The organism is Streptomyces sp. NPDC090994 (genome assembly GCF_044768905.1).
GTDB lineage: Bacteria > Actinomycetota > Actinomycetes > Streptomycetales > Streptomycetaceae > Streptomyces.
The window spans coordinates 1-19901 of record NZ_JBIVWS010000032.1; the positions used below are offsets into that span (position 1 = coordinate 1).

Genomic DNA, 19901 nt, shown 5'->3' on the forward strand with positions numbered 1-19901 from the left:
AACGAGAAGGACGCCCGATGAACCCCTTGCTGGACTTCTCCTACCAGGCGCTCCCCATGCGTGTGGTCATGGGCCCGCGCGCCCTGGAGCGACTCGCCGAGGAGATCGACCGGGCCGGTCTGCGGCGGGTACTGGTGCTGTGCTCCCCCGAACAGCAGGAACTGGCCGAGACCGTCGCCGGGCTGATCGGCGAGCGGTCGGCGGGCATCCACCCCCATGCCCGTATGCACGTACCCGTCGAGTCGGCGGAGGCGGCCCGCGAGCGGGCGACGGACGTGGACGCGGACGGCTGCGTGGCCGTCGGCGGCGGCTCGGCGATCGGCCTGGGCAAGATCGTCGCCCTCCACCACGGCCTGCCGATCATCGCCGTCCCCACGACGTACGCCGGGTCCGAGATGACACCGGTGTGGGGGATGACGGAGAACGGCGTCAAGCGCACGGGCCGGGACCCGCGGGTTTTGCCGATCTCCGTGCTGTACGACCCCGAGCTGACGGTGACCCTGCCGACGGCCGTCTCCGTGACCAGCGGCATGAACGCGATCGCCCACTCCGTGGAGGCCCTCTACGCGCCGGACGCCTCGCCGGTCATCGACCTGATGGCCGAGGAGGGCATCCGGGCGCTGGCCACCGCCCTGCCGGACGTCGTCGCCGACGGCAGTGACCTCGACGCCCGCGCCCGGGCCCAGTACGGCGCGTGGCTGTGCGGTGCCTGTCTCGGCGCCACCACCATGTCACTGCACCACAAGCTCTGCCACACCCTCGGCGGCACCCTCGACCTGCCGCACGCCCCCACCCACACCGTCGTGCTGCCGCACGCCCTGGCCTACAACCAGGACGCGGCGCCCAGGGCGAAAGCCGCGCTGGGCCGCGCCCTCGGCACCACCGGCGACCCGGCCACCCTCCTGTGGGACCTCGCGGGCCGGCTCGGCGCGCCGCGGTCCCTGCGGGAGATCGGCATGGCGGAGGACGACATCGACCGGATCGTCGACATCGCCCTGGGCAATCCCTACGCCAACCCCCGTGACGTGACCCCGGACGGTCTGCGGCAGTTGCTGCGGGCCGCGTGGTCGGGAGAGCCCCCGGCCGCACGTTCCTGATCGGCGCGCTTCACGGCCGGCTCGCAGCCGTCCGCGGTCGGCGCGGCACGACCCAGCTGAACGATCTTGGTCAGCCGAGGAGGCTCAGCCGGACCTGGCGGTCGGGGCTGTCTACGTTCGCGTCCGCCGACCTCCATGACACCACCCCCGCGTAGCCGCGGGTCCGGTGTCATGGAGGTCATGGACGGGAGGCTCCGGGAGAGCTCAACCATGGTCCCAAGACCGTCCCGACTGCCGCCCGCGGCCCGACTGGTACCCGACGCGCCCTCGACTCGGGCGCCGCTGTCTGATCTGAACAGAGACCGGCGAACTGCGGTTCTGGCATACGGCGTCGTGCCTGTCGTCGTCGAGTCCCAGGTCGGCACCATGCATGACGACCTGGTTCTCGAAGCCCTGGCCGCCCAGGGCTTCGCGGACGGTTCCGTCGGCGTGCTCGGCGACCTGGCAGCGCAGGAGTTCGTCACCAGAGAGACTCACGAACCGTCCGGCCGGTGTGCCGATCTCATATTCACGGTGGGTGACAAGCGCTGGGCGGTGGCACCCGCATACACTCTGTGGGTGCGCGCTACGTCTAGGGAGGGAAGCCTGTGTCCAGCGGTATCAGAGCGCCCAAGCAGGAGCGTAGCCAGCGCTCGTTCGATCTGGTGCTGGACACGACGCTCGACCTGCTGGAGGAGAAGGGGTACACGGGTTTCGCGCTGACCGAGGTGAGCCGTCGCTCGGGAGTGTCGGTAGGGTCCATCTACACCCGTGTCGACGGCAAGGACGACTTGCTGAGGGCCGCGCAGAGCCGGTTCCAGGAGTTGATGCTGTCCGAGCACCAGGCGCTGACAGATCCGGAGCGCTGGAGCGAGTTCCCGCTGGAGGATTTGCTGCCTGCTCTGATCGCGGAGTTCGCCGCACTGCTGCGGCGCCGGGGCCGGGTGCTGGGTGCCTTCCTGCAGCGGGGTGCGTCCGATCCCGAAGCCGCCAGAGCCGGCAAGAGCGCGTACTTCGACATCCGGAACCGGTTCGTCACCCTGGTACTCAGCCGTCGTGACGCGATCCGGCACCAGGATCCGGAGCGCGCGGTGAACTCGTGTTTCACGACGGTGTACGCGACGCTGGCCCGCGGTCTGGCCCTGGATGTCGCGGCCGAGGCCGCCCAGGACATGGACATGGAGACCCTGGTGGAGGACTTGGGCGCGATGTCCCTGGCCTTCCTGTGTTCGGACCGCTGAGGCGTCGAGCACTCGGGGGACCGCGGGGTCAGGAAGCACCGGCCTGGTCCGGTGCCGTGCGTTCCCGGCCCGGTCGTGCCGGGAACGGAACTCCGGGGGGCGGCCGTACGGGGGCGGTCAGGCGGCCTGAATGGCATGGACGGGCGTTCCGGAGCGCAGCGCGAATCCGTGCACCTGGTCGCCGAGCAGGGCGAGCTGCGCCGCTGCCGTCGCGTCCGCGCATTCGCCGGTCGCGCTGAAGAGCGGGCCTTGACCCGAGTTGAGGGTGACCCCCAGCGGAGTGGGCCAGCCGCGCATGGCGTGCACGACGTTGCGCAGTGCGGTGAGAGTGGTTCCGCACGCCTGCCAGCCGGCCGCGGTGACGACGAGCCCGACCGCCCGGCCGTCGAAGTAGACCCGGCTGTCGTCGCGCAGGTCCTCCAGCAGGTCCAGAGCGTTCTTGACCAGCCCGGAGATGCCGCCGTGGTACCCGGGTGAGCCGATGACCAGGCCGTCGGCCTGCCGGACCGTCTCGACCAGGCGGCGCTGTTCCTCGGTGCGCTCCGGTCGTTCCGGCGCGTAGTGCGGCAGCGACGCGAGGAAGGCGCCGCCGAAGTGGGTGGTCCGGGCGCCGTGCCGCTCGGCTGCCGCGAGGGCGGCGCGGACGGCGAGTTCGCTGCTGGAGCCGGGCCGGGTGGTGCCACCGATGCCGACGATCAGGGGGCTCATCGCTCGCCTCCCGCCGGTGCCGCGTCGCGGAAGCGGGGCATGACCTCGCGCGCGAACAGATTCATGGAGGAGCGGGTCAGGGCGTACCGCTCGGGGGTGAGCGGGCCGTTGGTGAAACCCATCAGGATGTTGCCCACGCCCAGGCCCCGGTAGTGGGCGAGTTGCGCGGCGACCGTGTCAGGGCTGCCGTACAGGCACCAGGTGCGGATCCACTCCTCGCTCAGGGCGTTCGGCGCCTCGGCGGCGGTGAGGTCCACACCGCTGATCCGCTCGGCCCGCTTGTTGTAGGCGTACTCGCGGTCGATGGCCTCCTGGTAGGCGGCGAGGATCACCTCCAGTTCCGCGCGGGCCTGTTCGTCGGTCTCGGCGACGTGGACGCACTGGTAGGAGTGGGTGGTCCAGGACATGCAGTCGTCGATCACGGCCTGGGGGTGGCCGGAGCCGGCCATGGCCGCGCGGTAGGCGTCCAGGTACTTCTGGAAGGCCGTGGAGGGCTCACCGCTGGCGGGGATCGGCGGGACGAAGGCCGGAATGAACGCCGGCCAGCCGTACTTCGCGGCCCGCGCGGTGCTCGCCTCACGCATCGCCACGCTCATCAGGCGGTGCCGGTCGCTGTAGGGAGCCGGCGCGATCCGCTGGACCACGGCGCCCTTGTAGGGGCCGTGCTCGAAGACGATCGGGTCGTCGTCGATCTTCTTGGCCCACAGCCGCTGCACCAGCTCCACCTGCGCGTCCATCAGGCCCTTGGAGTCCTGGAAGTCGACGCCGAAGCCGATGGTCTCCTCCGGGGTGGTCCCGGAGCCGATGCCGACCAGCAGTTTGCCCCGGGTGAGGTGGTCGAGGAGGTTGACCCGCTCGGCGAAGCGCACCGGGTGGTGCAGGGGCAGGGTGGTCACCGAGAAGCCGTAGTGCACGTTCTGCGTCTTCGCGGCCAGGTAGGCGGCGAAGAGGAACGGGTCACTCGCCATGGGCGCGTAGCCGGTGAAGTGGTGGTCGGGCAGGAAGACCGCGTCAAAGCCGAGGCGGTCCGCCTCCAGGGCGTGGTCGGCCAGGGTCTGGATGACGTACGAGTCGTCGTCGGGGCTCATGGAACGGCCGACGAGGAAGACGGAGAAGCGCACGCTGAAGCACCTCCAGCAGAGAATCAAAATTGTGATTCTGAAAGTAGTCCGGGGGCGGGGCCTCGTCAAGACATCCGCTTCCCGGCGCCGGCCCCACCGGCGAGCACGCGGGCGGGGCGCGCTTGATCCATGCGTTGACCCGGAAGGCTCGGCGGCCTAGGTTGAAACAGAATTATCCTTCTAATTATGGCGGGAAGGTGCCGTCGCCGCTTCCCGCCCACGTTGGAGTCCTCATGGCGCATTCCCCCGACCTGTCCTCCGCGGCCGCTCTCACGGCAGGAGCCAGCGGCTGGAGCACCGTCGCCGAACCGGCTCTCGGTCTGCGGCCGGTGACCTTGGTGGATGGCCCGCTGGGTCTGGTCAGCCCCACGTTCGACGAGCGCGAGACGTCCCTGCTGCTGCCGAGCGGCATCGCCCTGGGCGCCACCTGGGACCCCGAGGTGGTGCGGGCGGTGGCGGCCGTCCAGGCGTCGGAGGCCCGGCGGCGCGGCTTCGACGCCGTCTACGCCCCCAACCTCAACCTGGCGCGCACGGGGCTGTCCGGACGTACCTTCGAGATGCTGTCGGAGGACCCGCTGCTCGCCGGTGTGCTGGGCGCCGCCTTCGTGACCGGTCTCCAGGGGCAGGGCGTGGCCGCCGTCCCCAAGCACCTGGTGTGCAACGACACGGAGACCGCCCGCCAGCGGATGAGCGCCGACGTCGGTGACACCGCCCTGCGCGAGGTGTACCTGCGCCCCTTCGAGATGGCTGTCCGGGCGGGCGCCTGGGGTCTGATGGCCGCCTACAACCGGCTCAACGGCACCCCGTGCACGGCCCACGCCGAGCTGCTGGCCGTCGTCAAGGAGGAGTGGGGCTTCGACGGCGTCGTCCTCTCCGACTACTTCGCCCTCAAGGACACGCTCGGCCCGGCCCTCGCCGGTCTCGACCTGGAGATGCCGGGCCCGGCGATCCACTTCGGCGCCCTGCTCGGGGACGCCGTGCGGCGCGGCGAGGTGCCCCGCGCCCGGCTCGACGACGCGGTGCAGCGGCTGCTGCGCCTGGCCCGGCGGGTCGGCGCCGTCGACGGCCACCCCCGGCAGGTGTCCGCGCCGGAGGCGTACGTCGCCGCGGACCACGCCGAGCGACTGCTCACCGAAGCGGCCGCCGCCTCGTTCGTCCTGGCCCGCAACGAGGGCGGGCTGCTGCCGCTGGAACCCACCGCACTGCGCCGGCTGGCGGTCATCGGCCCCAACGCCGATCAGCCCTGCCACCAAGGCGCCACCTTCGGCCGCATCCGCCCCGCCCGCCGGCCGGTCACCCCGCTGGCGGCGCTGCGTCAACGCTTCGGTCCGTACTGCGAGATCACCCATGAGCGGGGCGTGGACACGACGCCCGCGGCCGGCCTCGGCGCCCACCACGTCACCACGCCCGACGGAGAACCCGGAGTCCGCCTCGACCACCTGCGGCCGGGCCGGGAGGCGGTCTCCGAGGTGCGCGCCGACAGCTCTTTCATCTGGTTCGGCACGGTCCCCGGCGTGGGACCCACCGCCGAGCCGGGCACGGTCCGGCTCACCGCCCGCTTCACCGCCGACACCGACGGCTGGTGGACCTTCGGCATCGGCGGGTCCGGCGTGATGGCGCTGACGGTCGACGGCCAGGAGATCGCCCGGCGTCCCGCGCCCGCGCCCGGCGATGTGATGGGGCAGGTCGCGCGGTCGGAGACCACGGACGCGGAGGTGTACCTCACCGCCGGACGGCCGGTGCGTGTCGTGGCCGAGATGGTGACCGAGGGCGGCCCGGTGCGGGCCCTGACGGTCAGCTGCGCGCCCCCGCCCACGCCCGGAGCCCTGGAGCGGGCCCGGGCTGCGGCAGAGGACGCCGACGCGGTGGTGGTCGTCGTCGGCGACGAACTCAACACCTCGCGGGAGAGCAAGGACCTGGACGACTCGGCGCTGCCCGCGGTGCAGGGCCGACTGATCGAGGAAGTGGCCCGGGCCAACCCGCGTACCGCGGTGGTGGTCAACGCGGGCCGTCCCGTGGCCGCCCCCTGGTCGGACGCCGTCCCCGCCGTGCTCCAAGGCTGGTTCGGCGGGCAGGGCTTCGGTCCCGCCCTGGCCCGGGTACTGGCCGGCGACGACGAACCCGGCGGGCGGATGCCGGTCACCGTGCCGCTGAACGACGCCGACCGCTCCACCCACGGCGAGACCGTCGACGCCGGCCTGCGGCGCGACTACGACGCCGCCGAACCGACCGGGTACCGGCACCTGGCCCGCACGGGCATCCCGGCGCGCTTCGCCTTCGGCTCCGGGCTCGGCTACACGACGTGGCGGCTGGGCCCGGCCCGGCTGGAGCGGCGCGGCATGAACATCGCGGTGTGCCTGGACGTCACCAACACCGGGGAGCGCGCCGGACGGGAGGTGGTGCAGGTGTACGTCCGGGCCCCCGGGGAAAGCGACGCGCGGCTCGCCGGGTTCGCGGGCATCCGGCTGGCTGCGGGGTGCGACGGTGAGGTGCGGGTGGAGCTGGAGCCGCGTACCTGGGAGCGCTGGGACGCCGCCGCGCAGGGCTGGACCGTGCCGTCCGGCCGCCACCAGGTGCTGGTGGGCCGGTCTGCCGAGGAGATCGCGCACGTCCTGGAGCACGAGGTGTAGCGGCGGATCGGCGGCGGATCGACGAGAGGGGAGAGGCCGATCGGCCTCTCCCCTCTCGTCATCGGTCCCGCGGGGCTCAGAGCGACGCGGTGAGATCCGCGATGGCCCGGAGCGACGCCGCGGTTTCGGTGGTCGGCCAGTACTCCAGCCCGAGGGGCCCGTCGTAGCCGAGCCGGCGCAGCGCTGTGAGCCGGGACGACCAGTCGACGGTGCCGGTGCCGGGCTCGGTGCGGCCGGGCAGGTCGGCGATCTGCACGTGGGAGACGTGCTCCATCGCCCCGGCCAGGACGTCCTCGGGCTCCTCGCCCATCTGCAGCGAGTGGTAGGCGTCGTACAGCAGGGCCAGTCCCGGCGAGCCGACGGCCCGTACGGCCGCCAGGCACTCGGCCGTCGTGTCGAAGAGGGTGCCGGGGTGGTCCACGCGGGTGTTGAGGTTCTCCAGCGTGATGGTCACCCCGTGCGCGGCGGCGATCTCGGCCCCGGCGGCCAGCGCATGCACGACGATGTCGTGCTGGACGGCGCGCTTCAGGTACGGCAGGCCGACACCCGAGCCGGTGACGACGCGGGTGCAGCCCAGCCGGGTCGCGGCCTCGACCGCGTCGCGGACGTGCCCGAGGAACGCCTCGTGCGTGCTGCGGTCGGCCAGGGTCAGCCGGCCCTCGACGAGCAGAGTGTGCACCCGGCTGCCGGTCTCGTCGAGCGTCTTGGCCAGGGCGTCGAGGTCCTTGTCGCTGTGCGACCAGATCTCCACGGTGTGGATGCCGTACTCGGCGGCGGCGCGGATCCGGTCCGACAGGTCGTCGCCCGCCTCCTTGAACAGCAGCTCGATGTTGGCGGACAGGGGCAGGGTTCGGGACATGCTCACTCCCGGGACGGAGGAAACACCCGCGACGGTGACCGCGGGGACTGACCGGCGCTCGCTCTCGCAGCGGCGGGAGACGGGCCGGCGGCGTGGGCTCAACGGGGCAGCAGGCGCTGGGCGTACCAGCCGTTGAGCATGGCGCTGCGCGCCGGGTTGGGGGTCTGCTCGCTCTCGAAGACCGCCCAGCCGGACCAGGCCCTGGTGCGCAGCCGTTCGGCGAGCGCGGGGAAGTCGACCAGGCCACCGGGTGTGCCGCATTCGTAGAACCAGCGCTCGACGCCTCGTGCGCCGCCCTCGGAGAGCATGCCCGCCTCCGCGTGCGGCGCCAGGCGCTCGCCGGTCTCGTCGACGTGCCGGGTGTCCTTCAGGTGGAGGTGGTCGACCCGCTGGTGATGGGCGTCGAAGACCTCGACCGGGTCGAGCTGGGCGATGGTCAGCTCGGCGGTGTCCAGGGTGAGGCCGACCAGCTCCGGGTCGGTGTCGGCGAGCAGCGCGGCCAGCGTCTTGTCGTCGGCGGCGGCGCTGAGGCAGTCCACGTGCAGGGACAGCCGTATCCCGGTCTGAGCGACCGCCGCGCCCACCGTGTTCCAGCCCGCCGCGGCGTCGGCGATCCGCGTCGCGGACGGCGGTCCGTCCAGCGACCAGGCGGCCGGCAGGGCGCGGGCCACCAGCCGGCTGCCGCCGGCCTCGGCGAGGAACTCGGCGAAGGGCAGCAGGCTTTCGGTGATGGCGCCGTGCTCACCGCGGTCCAGGATGGACCGGCCCCGGCTGAGTTCCTCGTCCACGGGCTCGCCCGGGTCGACGTACCAGCTGCTCACCGCCTCCAGGCCGGTGTGCCGCACGAGATCGATGAAGGCACCGGTGGAGCCGTAGGTCGCCGCGATGGAGGCCGGGCGGCCGAGCGGGTCCCAGCGTCCGGTGCCGGCCCGCAATTCGACCCCGGTGAAGCCGCAGGCCGAGATGATCTTCAGTGCGCGCTCGTGCTGTTCGGGGCGGGTGAAGTCGTCGAAGTTCGGCTTCCACTGGTTGATGGCGTAACCGAGACGGACGGGTGTGTTCATGCGTAGATCTCCGACAGGACGTTGCGGGCGTACCACATGGACAGGGCGGTGGCCTCGGCGTAGTCGCCGTTGACGTTGGCCTTGTCGTGCTCGACGGAGATCCAGCCCGTGTAGCCCACGTCCTTGATGGCCCGCATCAGCCGGGGAAAGTCGACCAGGCCGCCCTCGGTGCCCATCTCGTAGAACCACTGGTCGGTCTGCGGTGCCATCAGTTCGGCGTCCGGGGTGTGCCGGTAGGCGTCGGTGGTGTCCCGCTGCCGGGTGTCCTTGAAGTGGAATCCCGAGCAGCGTTCGTGGAGGTCGAGGAAGAGGGAGACCGGGTCGATGCCCGCGATGCAGTGCTGGGCGGTGTCGCAGAAGAAGGACACGTACCGCGGGTCGGTCCACTCGTAGAACTTGCGGATGTCGTCCTCGGTGCGGATGGCGCAGAAGAACTCGTGGTGGCAGGTGGTGCGGACGCCGAACTCGGTCAGGGTCATCTCCCCCACCCGGTTCCAGCACTCGGCCGCCGCCTTGATCTTGTCGTCGGTGACCGGCGCGGTCTGCGTGTAGAGGCTGGCGGGCATCACGATGAGGCTCTCGATGTCGAGGGCGTCCCACATGCCCAGCATCCGGCGGGTGCTGGTGACGATCTCGTCGTGCGTCTCCCGGACGTGGGCGTCGGCCACCCGCGGGTCGTACATGATGCCGCGGAACAGGTTGACGATCTTCTCGATGCCGTGGTCGCGCAGGTAGCGCTGGTAGGCGTCGACGGAACCGAACATGCCAGTCAGGGCGTAGACCTGGAAGTCGAACATGTCCAGTCCCTCGAAGCCCACGGCACTGATCTGCTTGACGAAGTCGTCCATGTGGCGGCGGGCGGCGTACTGCGTGACCGGCCCTCGCGGGCTGTCCGCCCGCCAGTGGTCCATGTAGCTCCAGCGGAGCGCGGGCATGCTGATCAACTCCATGCGGGCGAAGGGCGGCTGTGCCGCGATTCAAACAGAACTCAGATTTTGGTTCTAGTCCTTGGCGGGGGCGACTTCGCGCTTCTCGCCGTCCCGCGCCGGCGGGCCGAGCCGGTGCGAGGGCAGCAGGAGCGCCAGCACCAGGGCGCAGGCGAAGCAGGCCGCGGTCACCGCGAACACCGGTGTGAAAGCGGTCACCGCGGCCCGGCCCGGCGCCGCGGCCAGCGAGTGCACGGCCAGCGACCCCAGCAGGGCGGTCCCCGTCAGCACGCCGGTCTCCCGGACGAATCCCAGCGTCGCGGTGATCTTTCCGGTGGCTTCCCGGGGGCCGGCGGCCTGCGCGGCTACCACCACCAACTGCATGAAGAGGCCGATGCCCAGGGCCATGACCGCCAGGAGCCCGGCCACCAACACGAGCGGCGGGACCCACCCGCCGAGCGCCGCCAGCCCCGTCGCGGCCGCCGCCGACAGCGCGCAGCCGGCGACGGGGAACAGGCGCCAGTGCCCCCATCGCCGCACCGCCAGACCGGAGGCGTTGGTCCCCACGACGATGCCCACGGTCACCGGCAGCAGCATCAGGCCCGCCGTCGACGCGGACGTCCCCCACCCGGCCTGGATCCACGCCGGCACATAGGCCAGGACGCCGAACAGGCCGAACCCGGCGAGCAGCGCCAGCCCGCAGCACAGCCGGACGGTGCGCCGGCCCAGCACCCGCAGCGGCAGCACCGGGTCGGCGGCGCGCCGCTCCCACCACACGGTGACCGCCACGGCGAGCACGGTGGCACCGGCGGCGGCCACCGTCCACCCGGGTCCCCCGGTCCGCGCGGTGGCCAGGGTGAGCGCGCCCGCGGTCAGCGCGAGCAGCGCGGCACCCCGAGCGTCGAACCGCGTCCGGCGAGCGCGCCCGGCGGGCAGCGCTGGTACAACCGTGCCCACGAGGGCCGCCGCGGCCGCTCCGAGCGGAAGGTTGACCCAGAAGATCCACCGCCAGGACGCGGCGTCGGTGAGCCAGCCGCCGAGCAGCGGGCTGACGACGGTCGCCACCGCGAACACGGCGCCCAGCGGCCCGAGATAGGCGGCCCGGTCGCGCACCGGTACGGCGTCGGCGACCACGGCCTGGGGCAGTGCCAGCAGACCCGCGCCGCCGACGCCCTGCACCAGGCGCGCGCAGGTCAGAACGGTCAGATCTCCGGCCAGACCGCAGGCGAGGGAGGCGAGGCAGAACAGGGTGAGAGCGGCCAGGAGCGCGCGCCGCCGCCCGAGGCGGTCGCCGAGCGCGCCCGCGGCGGGCATGGTCGCGGTCAGCGCGAGGGTGTACGCGGTCACCGGCCACCCGGCGCGCTCCGGGGAGCCGAGGTCGGCGAGGACGTCGGGGAGCGCCGTGGCCATCATGGTCTGGTCGAGGGCGCCGAGCGAGGTCAGCAGGATGAGGCAGGGAAGCAGGCCGCGCCGGGGTGCGTCCGGTCGGCGCCGGGCAGTTGTGAGGCTCATGCCGGTCCAGGGAGAGGCTGACGGCGGCACCGGGCGCGGGTGAGGGGTCGGCTCCCCGACGGGCGGCTCAGCGGCACACCCCGCCGTCACCCGCAGTATGCCCGCCACCGCCACGGTCCAGTACCTCTTGGACGAATAACCAAAATCCGAATTTTGAATTTACTTCGTCTTGCGCCAGCCGCAGCAGTGGTGTGCTCTGTCCCTCCAAGGGCGCCGGTACGGCGCCGTGCCTGCAAAGGAGCGGAGCACGTTGGACACGACAAGCAGTGCGGTGGAGCGATCGACGACCCCTGACACGGACATCCGCCTCGGCTGGCGCGAGAAACTCGGCTACGGAGCGGGTGACCTCGCCTCGAACCTCTCCTGGAACCTCGTCGGAGGTTTCCTCCTGTACTACTACACCGACGTCGCCGTGATCCCGGTCGCCGCGTTGGGCACCCTGTTCCTGGTCGCCAGGCTGCTGGACGCCGTGATCGACCCGGCGATCGGCATCCTGGTGGACCGGACGCGGTCCCGATGGGGCAAGGCCAGGCCCTATCTCGTGTTCGCCTCGATACCGTTCGGTGTCGTCGGAGTCCTCACCTTCATGGTCCCGGACTTCGGAAACAGCGGAAAACTCGTCTACGCCTTCCTCACCTACCTCACCCTGGGGCTGCTGTTCTCCCTGGTGAACGTCCCCTACAGCTCCATGCTGCCGATGATGACCCGGGACAGCCACGAGCGGATGCAGATGGGCGGCCTGCGGGCCATCGGCAGCTCGGTGGGCTCCATCATCGTCACCGCGACGACCACCCCCTTCGTCGCCTGGATCGGCGCCGGCGACGAACAGCGGGGGTGGACGATCGCGACCGTCCTCTACAGCGTCCTGAGCGTCGTCTTCTTCGCCGTCACATTCGTCACCTGCAAGGAGCGTTACGCGCTGCCGGCCGAGACCGAACGCGTCAGCCTCGGGGCCGCGTTCCGCACCCTGTGGGGCAACCGCCCCTGGAAGGTCGTCTTCGTCTACGGTGTGCTGAACTTCGTCCGCCTGTCCGTGGTGCTCAGCGTGACCGTCTACTTCTGCCTGGCGGTGCTGCACGCGCCCTGGGCCATCTCCGTGCTCATGCCTCTGATCTCCGGGGCGATGATCCTCGGAGGGCTCCTCGCCCCCGCCTACTACCGCCGCCTCGGCAAGCGGCGCGGCAACCTGCTGGCGCTGGCCGTGGGGTTCGTCACGTGGGCGGCGATGTACCCGGCGGAGAGCAGCTTCCCCCTCTTCCTGACCTTCTACATCATCGCGACCGTGGCCATCGGCATCTCGATGGTGTCGATGTTCACGATGGTCGCCGACACCGTCGAGTACCAGCAGTGGCGGTTCGGCACGCGCAACGAGGGACTGCTGTCGTCCGGCATCAGCTTCGCCACGAAGGTCGGCTCGGCCGTCGGCTCGGCCGGTGTCGCCTACGGGCTCGCCGCGGCCGACTACCACCCCGGGGACACCGACGGGGCGGCCCTCACGGCCATCCGTGCCATCTTCTACGGCGTCCCCTTGGTCCTGGTGGTGGCGCAGGCCGCGACCATGAGCCTGTGGGACCTCGATGGACGGCATGAGGAGATGCGCGCCGAGATCGACCGCGCCGGCGCCGCGGCAGCGAGCTGACCGGCGCACAGAGGTCGGCGGGAGGCGCGTCCGGACGGCGCAGCCTCCCGCACGAAAAACAGAATACGAATCTTGAATTTGTTATACGCGGGCCCCAGACTGTGCCTCACGGGACTATGTAAGGAGATCACTGCGCATGTCACACCCCCCAGGGACCAGCGCCGCCCGGTCGCGGCACGGCATCACGCGCGGCGTCAGCCTTTATTCCTTCCAGGAGGAGTACTTCCTGCGCAAGCTGTCGGTCGAGGACTGCGTCGCCGCCGCGGCCGGCACGGGAGCGACCGGCATCGAGATCATCCCCGAGCAGTCGATCCCCGGCTACCCGGCGCTGACCGACGAGTTCGTCACGCGCTGGCACGAGTGGATGGCCCGCTACGGCACCACGTGCGTCGCCACCAACGCCTTCCTCGACACCCGTCTGCACCCGGGCCGCATGCTCACCCTCGACGAACAGGCCGCCCGCGTCCGCCGTGACATCGACATCGCCGTCCGCCTGGGCGCCCCCATCGTGAAGGCGACCATCAACTTCTCACCCGAGGTGATGGCGGCCGTCGCCCCTTACGCCGAGGAACACGGGGTGCGGGTGCTGCTGGAAGTGCACGCCCCGTTCCACTACGACCACCCCTGGGTCGTCGAACACCTCCAGGTCATGCACCGGGTCGGCGCCCATGTCCTGGGCCTGATGCCCGACATGGGCATCCACGTGCGCCGCTTCCCGCGCGTGGTCAGCGAACGCGCCCTGCGCGACGGCGCCCGGCCCGACCTCGTCGACTACATCGTGCGCACTTACGACGACCACGGCGACACCCACGCCCTCATGGACATCGTCAACTACCGGGGCGGCGGCCCCGTCGAGTTCGGGCTGGCCCGGCAGGCCACCCACTACATCTGGTCCGACCCCAAGGACATGCTCCCCCACCTGCCCTTCGTCGGACACATCCAGGCCAAGTTCTACGAGATGACCGACGAGGGCATCGAATACAGCATCCCGTACGAGGAGATCGTCCCCTTCCTGGTCGACGCCGGCTTCACCGGCTGCCTCTCCAGCGAGTACGAGGGCAACCGCCACCTCCAGGACGCCTTCGAGGTCGACAGCGTCGAGCAGGTGCGCCGGCAGCAGGTGCTGCTCGCCCGTCTCCTCGGTGAGAACACCTGACCACCACCCACCACCTGCGGGAGAGCCACTGTGTTCGACATGTACATCGTCTGTGAGGAAGGGTTCCGCGCCCGGCCCGACGGCCGCCCGGGCGGCGAACTGGAGGTCAGGATGCCTTATTACCGGGGGCTGTTCCTGTCCATGGTCGAAGCCGTCGACCTGACCCTCGACGGCGTTCCGGTATCGCCGGAGCACACCACCTTCACCGTGCACGGCAACACCTACTCCTTCGAGGAGCTGCCCACCGTCACCGACGACCGCTGGGAGATGGGGGAGCGTGCGGTCCTCGGCTTCGAGACCGCCGAGCCCCTCGCCCCCGGTGAGCACGACATCGCCGTCTCCGTCCGTCTGCGCATCTCCTACATGCCCGTGCCCGGCGGCGGCCGGGACCGCAAGCGCCTCTCCCTCGAAGCATGAGCACGGGGGTGAATACCGTGTCCAGGAACTTCCCGGCTCACGTGGACGTGGCCATCGTCGGCAGCGGGCCGTGCGGTGCCGCCTACGCCCGCATCCTGTCCGAGCAGCGCCCCGACCTGCACGTCGCCACCTTCGAAGCCGGCCCCCTGCTGGCCGACCCCCCGGGGTCCCACGTCAAGAACATCGCCGACGACGCCGAACGACGGCGGGCCCAGCTCCGCTCACAGGGACCGGCGCCCGCCCCGGCCGACGGCCGACTGGCCCGCCCCGGCACCTTCCTGCTCCCGGACGGTTACCGCAATCCCGGCGAGGACGGCCTGCCGAACGTGGCCATGTCCAGCAACGTCGGCGGCATGGGCGCCCACTGGACCGCGGCCTGCCCCCGGCCCGGCGACAGCGAACGCATCGCGTTCGTCCCCGGCCTCGACGACCTGCTCACCGAGGGAGAACGTCTCCTCGGTGTGGACGCCCACGCTTTCGACGACGCCCCGTTCGCCGCGGAGGTGCGCAAACGCCTCGGTGACGCCCTGGACGCCGACCGCCCGGACCACCGCCGGGTGCAGCCCATGCCCCTGGCCGTGCGCCGGCACCACGACGGGCGGGTTACCTGGTCGGGCGCCGACGTCGTCTACGGCGAGGCCACGCGCAGCAACGAGCGCCACAGCCTGTTTCCCGAGGCCCTGGCCACCCGCGTCCTGACCGAGGACGGCAAGGTCTCGGGCATCGTGGTCCGCGACCTCCTCTACGGCGGCGAACACCGCGTCCGCGCCGACCGCGTGGTGGTAGCCGCCGACGCACTGCGCACCCCCCAGCTCCTGTGGGCCTCTGGTATCCGGCCGGCCGCCCTCGGCCGCTACCTCAACGACCAGCCCCAGCTCGTGCACGCCGTTCGCCTGCGCGACGTCGACACCCCGCGGGCCGGCTCCAGCGGCTCGGACGACGGCCCGGACATCACCCGGCACAGCGGCGTGAGCTGGGTGCCGTTCACCGACGACGAACCCTTCCACGGACAGGTGATGCAACTCGACGCCTCCCCCGTCGCGCTGGCCGGGGACGACGTACCCGCCCCCGGATCGATTGTCGGCCTGGGCTGGTTCTGCGCGAAGGACATACGGCCCGAGGACCGCGTCACCTTCGACGACACCCGGACCGACGGCTACGGCATGCCCGCCATGCGTATCCACTACCGGCTCACCGACGTCGACCGGGCCCGTCTCGACGCCGCCCGCGCTGCGGTGTGCCGGGCCGCCGAAGCCCTCGGCGATCCGCTCGACGACGCCCCGCGCACCCTCGCCCTCGGCGCCTCCCTGCACTACCAGGGCACCGTCCGCATGGGCCCTGACGACGACGGCACCAGCGTGTGCGACCCCACCGGCGAGGTCTGGGACGTAGCCGGCCTGTACGTCGCCGGCAACGGCGTCATCCCGACCGCCACCGCCTGCAACCCCACCCTCACCTCGGTCGCCCTGGCCGTGGCCGGCGCCCGCCGCATCGCCCGTACCCTGCCCACCCGAGGACACTGACCGTGGCCGACCCGACCCTGCGCGTGGCCCTCGTCGGCCACGCCTTCATGGGCGCCGCCCACTCCCAGGCATGGCGCACCGCCCCCCCACTTCTTCGACCTTCCCCTGCGCGTCGAACAGACGGTCCTGGTCGGCCGGGACCCCGAGCGCACGGACCGCGCCGCCCGCCGGCTCGGCTGGCAGGAGAGCACGACCGACTGGCGACGGACCGTCGAACGCGACGACATCGACGTCATCGACATCTGCACCCCGGGCGACACCCACGCCGAGATCGCCCTGGCCGCCCTCGCCGCCGGAAAGCACGTGCTGTGCGAGAAACCCCTCGCCGACACCCTGGACGAAGCCGAGCGGATGGCGTCCGCCGCCCGGGCCGCGAGCGACCGGGGCATCCGCTCCATGACCGGCTTCACCTACCGGCGCGTGCCCGCCCTGAAACTCGCCCGCATGCTCATCGCCGACGGTCGGATCGGCCAGGTCCGGCACGTCCGCGCCCAGTACCTGCAGGACTGGCTCGCGGACCCGGCCGTCCCCATGAGCTGGCGGCTGGAGCGTGAGCGGGCCGGCTCCGGAGCCCTGGGCGACATCGGGTCCCACATCGTCGACCTCGCCCAGTACCTCACCGGTGAACGGCTCACCGGCGTGAGCGCCCTGCTCGACACCTTCGTGACCGAACGCCCGCTCCCGGGAGGCATGGGCACGGGCACCGTGACCGTGGACGACGCCGCGGTCTTCACCAGCCGCCTCGAAGGCGGCGCTCTGACCGTCTTCGAGGCGACCCGCTGCGCCACCGGACGCAAGAACGCGCTGCGTATCGAGATCAACGGCGACCGCGGCAGCGTCGCCTTCGACTTCGAAGACATGAACGTCCTGCACGTCCTCGACGGCGCCGTCTCCTCCGCCACCGCCGGATTCCGGCGCGTGCTGGCGACCGAGCCCGAACACCCTTACGTCGCCGCGTGGTGGCCGCCCGGCCACGGCCTCGGCTACGAGCACGGCTTCACCCACCAGGTCGTCGACCTGGTCGACGCCATCGCCCGGAACACCGACCCCGAACCGTCGTTCACCGACGCCCTCCAGGTGCAGCGCGTCCTGCACGCCGTCGAACACAGCGCCGCCCACGACGCACGGTGGGTCCTGGTCACGGCACCCACCCGGTAAGGAGAACCGATGCCTCGCCCCGTCACCCTGTTCACCGGCCAATGGGCCGACCTGCCCTTCGAGCAAGTGTGCCGCCTCGCCTCCGACTGGGGCTACGACGGCCTGGAGATCGCCTGCTGGGGCGACCACCTCGACGTCGCCCGCGCCGTGGCGGACGACGCCTACCTGTACGGACGCCGCGCCCTGCTCGACCGCTACGGCCTCCAGGTCCACGCCATCTCCAACCACCTCAACGGCCAGGCCGTCTGCGACGACCCCATCGACGACGGCTACGCGGACTTCGCCGCCCGCTGGAACCCCGTCCTGGACGTCTTCGACGAGGTCGGTGTCCGCTTCGCCCACGAGGTCCACCCCTCCGAAATCGCCTACGACTACTGGACCACCACCCGCGCACTCGACGCGATCGGCCACCGCCCGGCCTTCGGACTCAACTGGGACCCCAGCCACTTCGTCTGGCAGGACCTGGACCCGGTCGGCTTCCTGTGGGACTTCCGGGACCGGATCTACCACGTCGACTGCAAGGATGCCAAGCGGCAGACCGGCAACGGCCGCAACGGCCGCCTCGGCTCCCATCTGCCCTGGTCCGACCCGCGACGCGGCTGGGACTTCGTCTCCACCGGGCACGGTGACGTGCCGTGGGAGAGCTGCTTCCGCATGCTCAACACCATCGGCTACGACGGCCCCGTCTCGGTGGAATGGGAAGACGCCGGCATGGACCGCCTCATCGGCGCCCCCGAAGCCCTCGCCTTCGTCCGCAGCCTGGCCTTCGACGCGGCCTTCTCCACGTCGACTGAGCGGGCAGCGGACTGAACCGCATTCTCTTGACAGGTCACCCATGCGGTGGGCGCCGCGCAATCGAGGACAGGCGACAACTGGGCTCCGGGCCGCCGAGCCCAGAAGCCGCCCGGCGCCCGGCACCTCTCAGGCGCGCTCGTCAGGCCGCGGTCCGTTCGGCCACCTCGTACCCCGCTTCCAGGATCGCCGCACGCAGCCGAGTGTCGTCCAGGCCGGTGCCACCGACGGTGACGGACCCCGCCGTGACGTCGACGTCCACATCGGTGACTCCGGGGACCTGGGAGACCTCCTCGGTGATGCTCGCGGCACAGTGCTCGCAGCTCATGCCGGTGACGAGGTACTGCTTACGTGTCATGGCGCAACTCCTGGGTGTGGCTGAGGCGTACGTCCGCCTCTTGGCACGGAGGCACCGGTTCGGTTGTTCATCCGGTGCCGTCCGTCACTGAGTCGCCCTGTCCCCCTGCCGAGTTCCCGTGCGTGGCGTGGATCACCTGTCTGCCGGGGCGAGCAAGCCTCCCGGCTGACCCGCTCGCCCGGAATGCGCCTTCCCGAGCGTGGCCCGGCCCGTGTCTGCCACCCGCCACGACGCCACGTCCCGTTCGGTACAGGTGATGGCCGGCGGGCCGGGCAGGGGATGTCGCTGGCAGAACGTTCCGGCACCGCACAGACCCGGGTGGACGGGTCAGTCCCGCGGGGGTGGTGACGGCAGGGTGGGCGGACGGCCGGACACCAGCCGGTGGACCAGTACGTGGAGCAGTCCGCCGGCGGTGAGACCGGCCAGGCACCCGCCGTGCCCGCCACCATCTCGCCCAGCCAGCGCAGCAGCCCGACTGGGCCGGACCGTCGCCTGGGGTGTCCGGCCGGCCTGCTGCCGTGCTGCTCCGCCCAGGGCCATACCGCCTGCTGTGGGTTCCGCCGTGTGCCTGCCCCGGGGTCAGGTGGTGGCTGTGCCGTCCAGTTTGCCGGCCTTCGCCTCCTGCACCAGGGAGGCGAACTGCACGGCGCTCATCTCGACGCGCTGGCCGAAATCGTCGCTGAGCAGGACCCGGCACTCGGCGGGCGCGCTCGGGTCGACGAACAGATGCGGACAACCGCAGTCGCACTCACCGCAGAAGGTGGCCAACGGCTCCAGACCGGTGATGCCACTCATCGTGCACTGCCTTTCGATGGTGTCGGACGGCCGTGGGCGGGGCGGTCTCCCCGGGCCGGTTACCGCAGGGGACATACCCCGGGCGTACGGCGGAACGCACCCGCTCGCAGGGTCGCCGGAGCACGGGGCCGCGCCTCCGTGCTCCGGCTCGACCCCCGTGCTTCCGCTGCCCCGGGGCCGGCCGGAACCAGTTGCCGGCCGTTCACGACGACCTGAGGGCGGGCTGTTCTCTTGGGAGTGTGCCCGGCGGCACGGCCCGTTCCCGGAGCCGTGCCGCCGAGGTGGTGCGCAGCCGGTCAGGCCGCGAGGACGCTGGGCGTCTCGGCCTCCCGCACCAGTCGTTCGAGGGTGGCGCGGGCACGGGACACCCGGGAGCGGACCGTGCCGATGGGGCAGCCGACGAAACCCGCCGCCTCCTCGTACGACAGCCCGACCACCTGCGTCAGCAGGAACGCCTCCCGGCGTTCGTCGGGCAGGTGCTCCAGGAGGCCGTGCAGGGCGACTCCTTCGTCGAAGCCCGGCAGGCCGGGCGGCTGGGTGCGCTCCTGTGCCGTCCGCCAGTCGACGGCGTCCGTGATCCGGGGGCGGACCGCGGCGCGGCGCAGGCTGTCCGCGACCGCACGGCGGGCGATCGACAGCAGCCAGGTACGGGCGGAGGCCCGGCCTTCGAAGTGGCGCAGGCTGCCGAACGCCCGCGCGAAGGTGTCCTGGGCGAGGTCGTGGGCGGCCTGGGGGTCGCCGCTGAGGTAGGTGACGTAACGCAGCACGTCGCCGTGGAGGGCGCGGACGAAGTGGTCGGCGGCGTCGGGATCGCCGCCGCGGGCGGCCAGCGCCCAGGCGGTCGCCGACGCGTCCGCGACGGCACGGCCCGGCCGTGTGGCGGGCAGGGCAGGGATCATCACGTGATGTCCTTCTCGGGTCTTCCG

At 71.6% G+C, this 19901-nt stretch carries 18 protein-coding genes; 9 read left to right on the plus strand and 9 right to left on the minus strand.

The genetic code is table 11. From position 1 onward, the window contains the following. Window positions 1-17: 17 nt before the first annotated feature. Both ACIQR3_RS35140 and ACIQR3_RS35145 read left to right on the plus strand, forming a co-directional pair. Window positions 18-1097: a maleylacetate reductase gene (locus ACIQR3_RS35140; protein ID WP_403545225.1), complete on the plus strand. Its 1080-nt coding sequence runs from the start codon at window positions 18-20 to the stop codon at window positions 1095-1097. Window positions 1098-1684: 587 nt separating this feature from the next. Continuing rightward, complete coding sequence (locus ACIQR3_RS35145) at window positions 1685-2317, plus strand: TetR/AcrR family transcriptional regulator (protein WP_403545227.1); 633 nt, start codon at window positions 1685-1687, stop codon at window positions 2315-2317. A 117-nt stretch (window positions 2318-2434) separates the two neighbouring features. Here ACIQR3_RS35145 and ACIQR3_RS35150 read toward each other — a convergent pair whose 3' ends face one another. Further along, the gene (locus ACIQR3_RS35150; protein ID WP_403545228.1) at window positions 2435-3025 is read right to left on the minus strand and encodes an NADPH-dependent FMN reductase; all 591 of its coding nucleotides are present in this window, start codon (window positions 3023-3025) and stop codon (window positions 2435-2437) included. Next, the gene (locus tag ACIQR3_RS35155) at window positions 3022-4146 is read right to left on the minus strand and encodes an LLM class flavin-dependent oxidoreductase (protein ID WP_403545230.1); all 1125 of its coding nucleotides are present in this window, start codon (window positions 4144-4146) and stop codon (window positions 3022-3024) included. The genes ACIQR3_RS35150 and ACIQR3_RS35155 overlap by 4 nt, the downstream gene beginning before the upstream one ends. Window positions 4147-4379: 233 nt before the next feature. Between ACIQR3_RS35155 and ACIQR3_RS35160 the strand changes: the two genes are divergently transcribed. Continuing rightward, window positions 4380-6776: a glycoside hydrolase family 3 protein gene (locus ACIQR3_RS35160; protein ID WP_403545232.1), complete on the plus strand. Its 2397-nt coding sequence runs from the start codon at window positions 4380-4382 to the stop codon at window positions 6774-6776. A gap of 76 nt (window positions 6777-6852) precedes the next feature. Here ACIQR3_RS35160 and ACIQR3_RS35165 read toward each other — a convergent pair whose 3' ends face one another. From ACIQR3_RS35165 to ACIQR3_RS35180, 4 genes are all read right to left on the minus strand, one after another. Next, complete coding sequence (locus ACIQR3_RS35165) at window positions 6853-7635, minus strand: TIM barrel protein (protein ID WP_403545234.1); 783 nt, start codon at window positions 7633-7635, stop codon at window positions 6853-6855. Window positions 7636-7733: 98 nt separating this feature from the next. Then, window positions 7734-8699 (minus strand): sugar phosphate isomerase/epimerase family protein, encoded by a 966-nt coding sequence (locus ACIQR3_RS35170; protein WP_403545235.1) that lies wholly within the window; start codon window positions 8697-8699, stop codon window positions 7734-7736. Beyond that, window positions 8696-9634 (minus strand): sugar phosphate isomerase/epimerase family protein, encoded by a 939-nt coding sequence (locus tag ACIQR3_RS35175; protein ID WP_403545237.1) that lies wholly within the window; start codon window positions 9632-9634, stop codon window positions 8696-8698. Before ACIQR3_RS35175 ends, ACIQR3_RS35170 begins: the two co-directional genes overlap by 4 nt. 66 nt (window positions 9635-9700) lie before the next feature. Next, window positions 9701-11137 (minus strand): MFS transporter, encoded by a 1437-nt coding sequence (locus tag ACIQR3_RS35180; protein ID WP_403545239.1) that lies wholly within the window; start codon window positions 11135-11137, stop codon window positions 9701-9703. A 250-nt stretch (window positions 11138-11387) separates the two neighbouring features. Here ACIQR3_RS35180 and ACIQR3_RS35185 point away from each other — a divergent pair, with 250 nt between their 5' ends. The 6 genes from ACIQR3_RS35185 (at window position 11388) to ACIQR3_RS35210 (ending at window position 17840) form a co-directional block, all read left to right on the plus strand. Then, a complete protein-coding gene (locus ACIQR3_RS35185) occupies window positions 11388-12776 on the plus strand; it encodes an MFS transporter (RefSeq protein ID WP_403545241.1) in 1389 nt (462 codons plus the stop codon). 136 nt (window positions 12777-12912) lie between these two features. Beyond that, a complete protein-coding gene (locus tag ACIQR3_RS35190) occupies window positions 12913-13932 on the plus strand; it encodes a sugar phosphate isomerase/epimerase family protein (protein ID WP_403545243.1) in 1020 nt (339 codons plus the stop codon). A 39-nt stretch (window positions 13933-13971) separates the two neighbouring features. Beyond that, window positions 13972-14349, plus strand: a complete 378-nt coding sequence (locus ACIQR3_RS35195; RefSeq protein WP_403545245.1) for a DUF6379 domain-containing protein — start codon at window positions 13972-13974, stop codon at window positions 14347-14349. Between the two features lie 17 nt (window positions 14350-14366). Further along, a complete protein-coding gene (locus tag ACIQR3_RS35200; RefSeq protein WP_403545247.1) occupies window positions 14367-15872 on the plus strand; it encodes a GMC oxidoreductase in 1506 nt (501 codons plus the stop codon). 126 nt (window positions 15873-15998) lie between these two features. Beyond that, a complete protein-coding gene (locus tag ACIQR3_RS35205; RefSeq protein WP_403545321.1) occupies window positions 15999-17030 on the plus strand; it encodes a Gfo/Idh/MocA family protein in 1032 nt (343 codons plus the stop codon). Window positions 17031-17039: 9 nt separating this feature from the next. Beyond that, window positions 17040-17840 carry a sugar phosphate isomerase/epimerase family protein gene (locus ACIQR3_RS35210; RefSeq protein ID WP_403545249.1) on the plus strand — a complete coding sequence of 267 codons (801 nt, stop codon included), beginning with the start codon at window positions 17040-17042 and terminating at the stop codon, window positions 17838-17840. Window positions 17841-17964: 124 nt separating this feature from the next. On the opposite strand, the gene ACIQR3_RS35215 is transcribed toward ACIQR3_RS35210, so the two are convergent. From ACIQR3_RS35215 to ACIQR3_RS35225, 3 genes are all read right to left on the minus strand, one after another. Beyond that, window positions 17965-18180 (minus strand): heavy-metal-associated domain-containing protein, encoded by a 216-nt coding sequence (locus tag ACIQR3_RS35215; RefSeq protein ID WP_403545250.1) that lies wholly within the window; start codon window positions 18178-18180, stop codon window positions 17965-17967. A 579-nt stretch (window positions 18181-18759) separates the two neighbouring features. Continuing rightward, on the minus strand, window positions 18760-18975 hold the full coding sequence (locus tag ACIQR3_RS35220) for a hypothetical protein (RefSeq protein ID WP_403545252.1): 216 nt from the start codon (window positions 18973-18975) through the stop codon (window positions 18760-18762). Between the two features lie 296 nt (window positions 18976-19271). Further along, window positions 19272-19874 (minus strand): sigma-70 family RNA polymerase sigma factor, encoded by a 603-nt coding sequence (locus tag ACIQR3_RS35225; protein ID WP_403545322.1) that lies wholly within the window; start codon window positions 19872-19874, stop codon window positions 19272-19274. Between the last annotated feature and the right edge of the window lie 27 nt (window positions 19875-19901).

Bases quoted from the DNA above. Each gene is read 5' to 3' on its own strand.
- ACIQR3_RS35140 (WP_403545225.1), top strand. From the start codon at position 18: ATGAACCCCTTGCTGGACTTCTCCTACCAGGCGCTCCCCATGCGTGTG.
- ACIQR3_RS35150 (WP_403545228.1), bottom strand. From the start codon at position 3,025: ATGAGCCCCCTGATCGTCGGCATCGGTGGCACCACCCGGCCCGGCTCC.
- ACIQR3_RS35160 (WP_403545232.1), top strand. From the start codon at position 4,380: ATGGCGCATTCCCCCGACCTGTCCTCCGCGGCCGCTCTCACGGCAGGA.
- ACIQR3_RS35165 (WP_403545234.1), bottom strand. From the start codon at position 7,635: ATGTCCCGAACCCTGCCCCTGTCCGCCAACATCGAGCTGCTGTTCAAG.
- ACIQR3_RS35170 (WP_403545235.1), bottom strand. From the start codon at position 8,699: ATGAACACACCCGTCCGTCTCGGTTACGCCATCAACCAGTGGAAGCCG.
- ACIQR3_RS35175 (WP_403545237.1), bottom strand. From the start codon at position 9,634: ATGCCCGCGCTCCGCTGGAGCTACATGGACCACTGGCGGGCGGACAGC.
- ACIQR3_RS35180 (WP_403545239.1), bottom strand. From the start codon at position 11,137: ATGAGCCTCACAACTGCCCGGCGCCGACCGGACGCACCCCGGCGCGGC.
- ACIQR3_RS35190 (WP_403545243.1), top strand. From the start codon at position 12,913: ATGTCACACCCCCCAGGGACCAGCGCCGCCCGGTCGCGGCACGGCATC.
- ACIQR3_RS35195 (WP_403545245.1), top strand. From the start codon at position 13,972: ATGTACATCGTCTGTGAGGAAGGGTTCCGCGCCCGGCCCGACGGCCGC.
- ACIQR3_RS35210 (WP_403545249.1), top strand. From the start codon at position 17,040: ATGCCTCGCCCCGTCACCCTGTTCACCGGCCAATGGGCCGACCTGCCC.
- ACIQR3_RS35215 (WP_403545250.1), bottom strand. From the start codon at position 18,180: ATGACACGTAAGCAGTACCTCGTCACCGGCATGAGCTGCGAGCACTGT.
- ACIQR3_RS35220 (WP_403545252.1), bottom strand. From the start codon at position 18,975: ATGAGTGGCATCACCGGTCTGGAGCCGTTGGCCACCTTCTGCGGTGAG.
- ACIQR3_RS35225 (WP_403545322.1), bottom strand. From the start codon at position 19,874: ATGATCCCTGCCCTGCCCGCCACACGGCCGGGCCGTGCCGTCGCGGAC.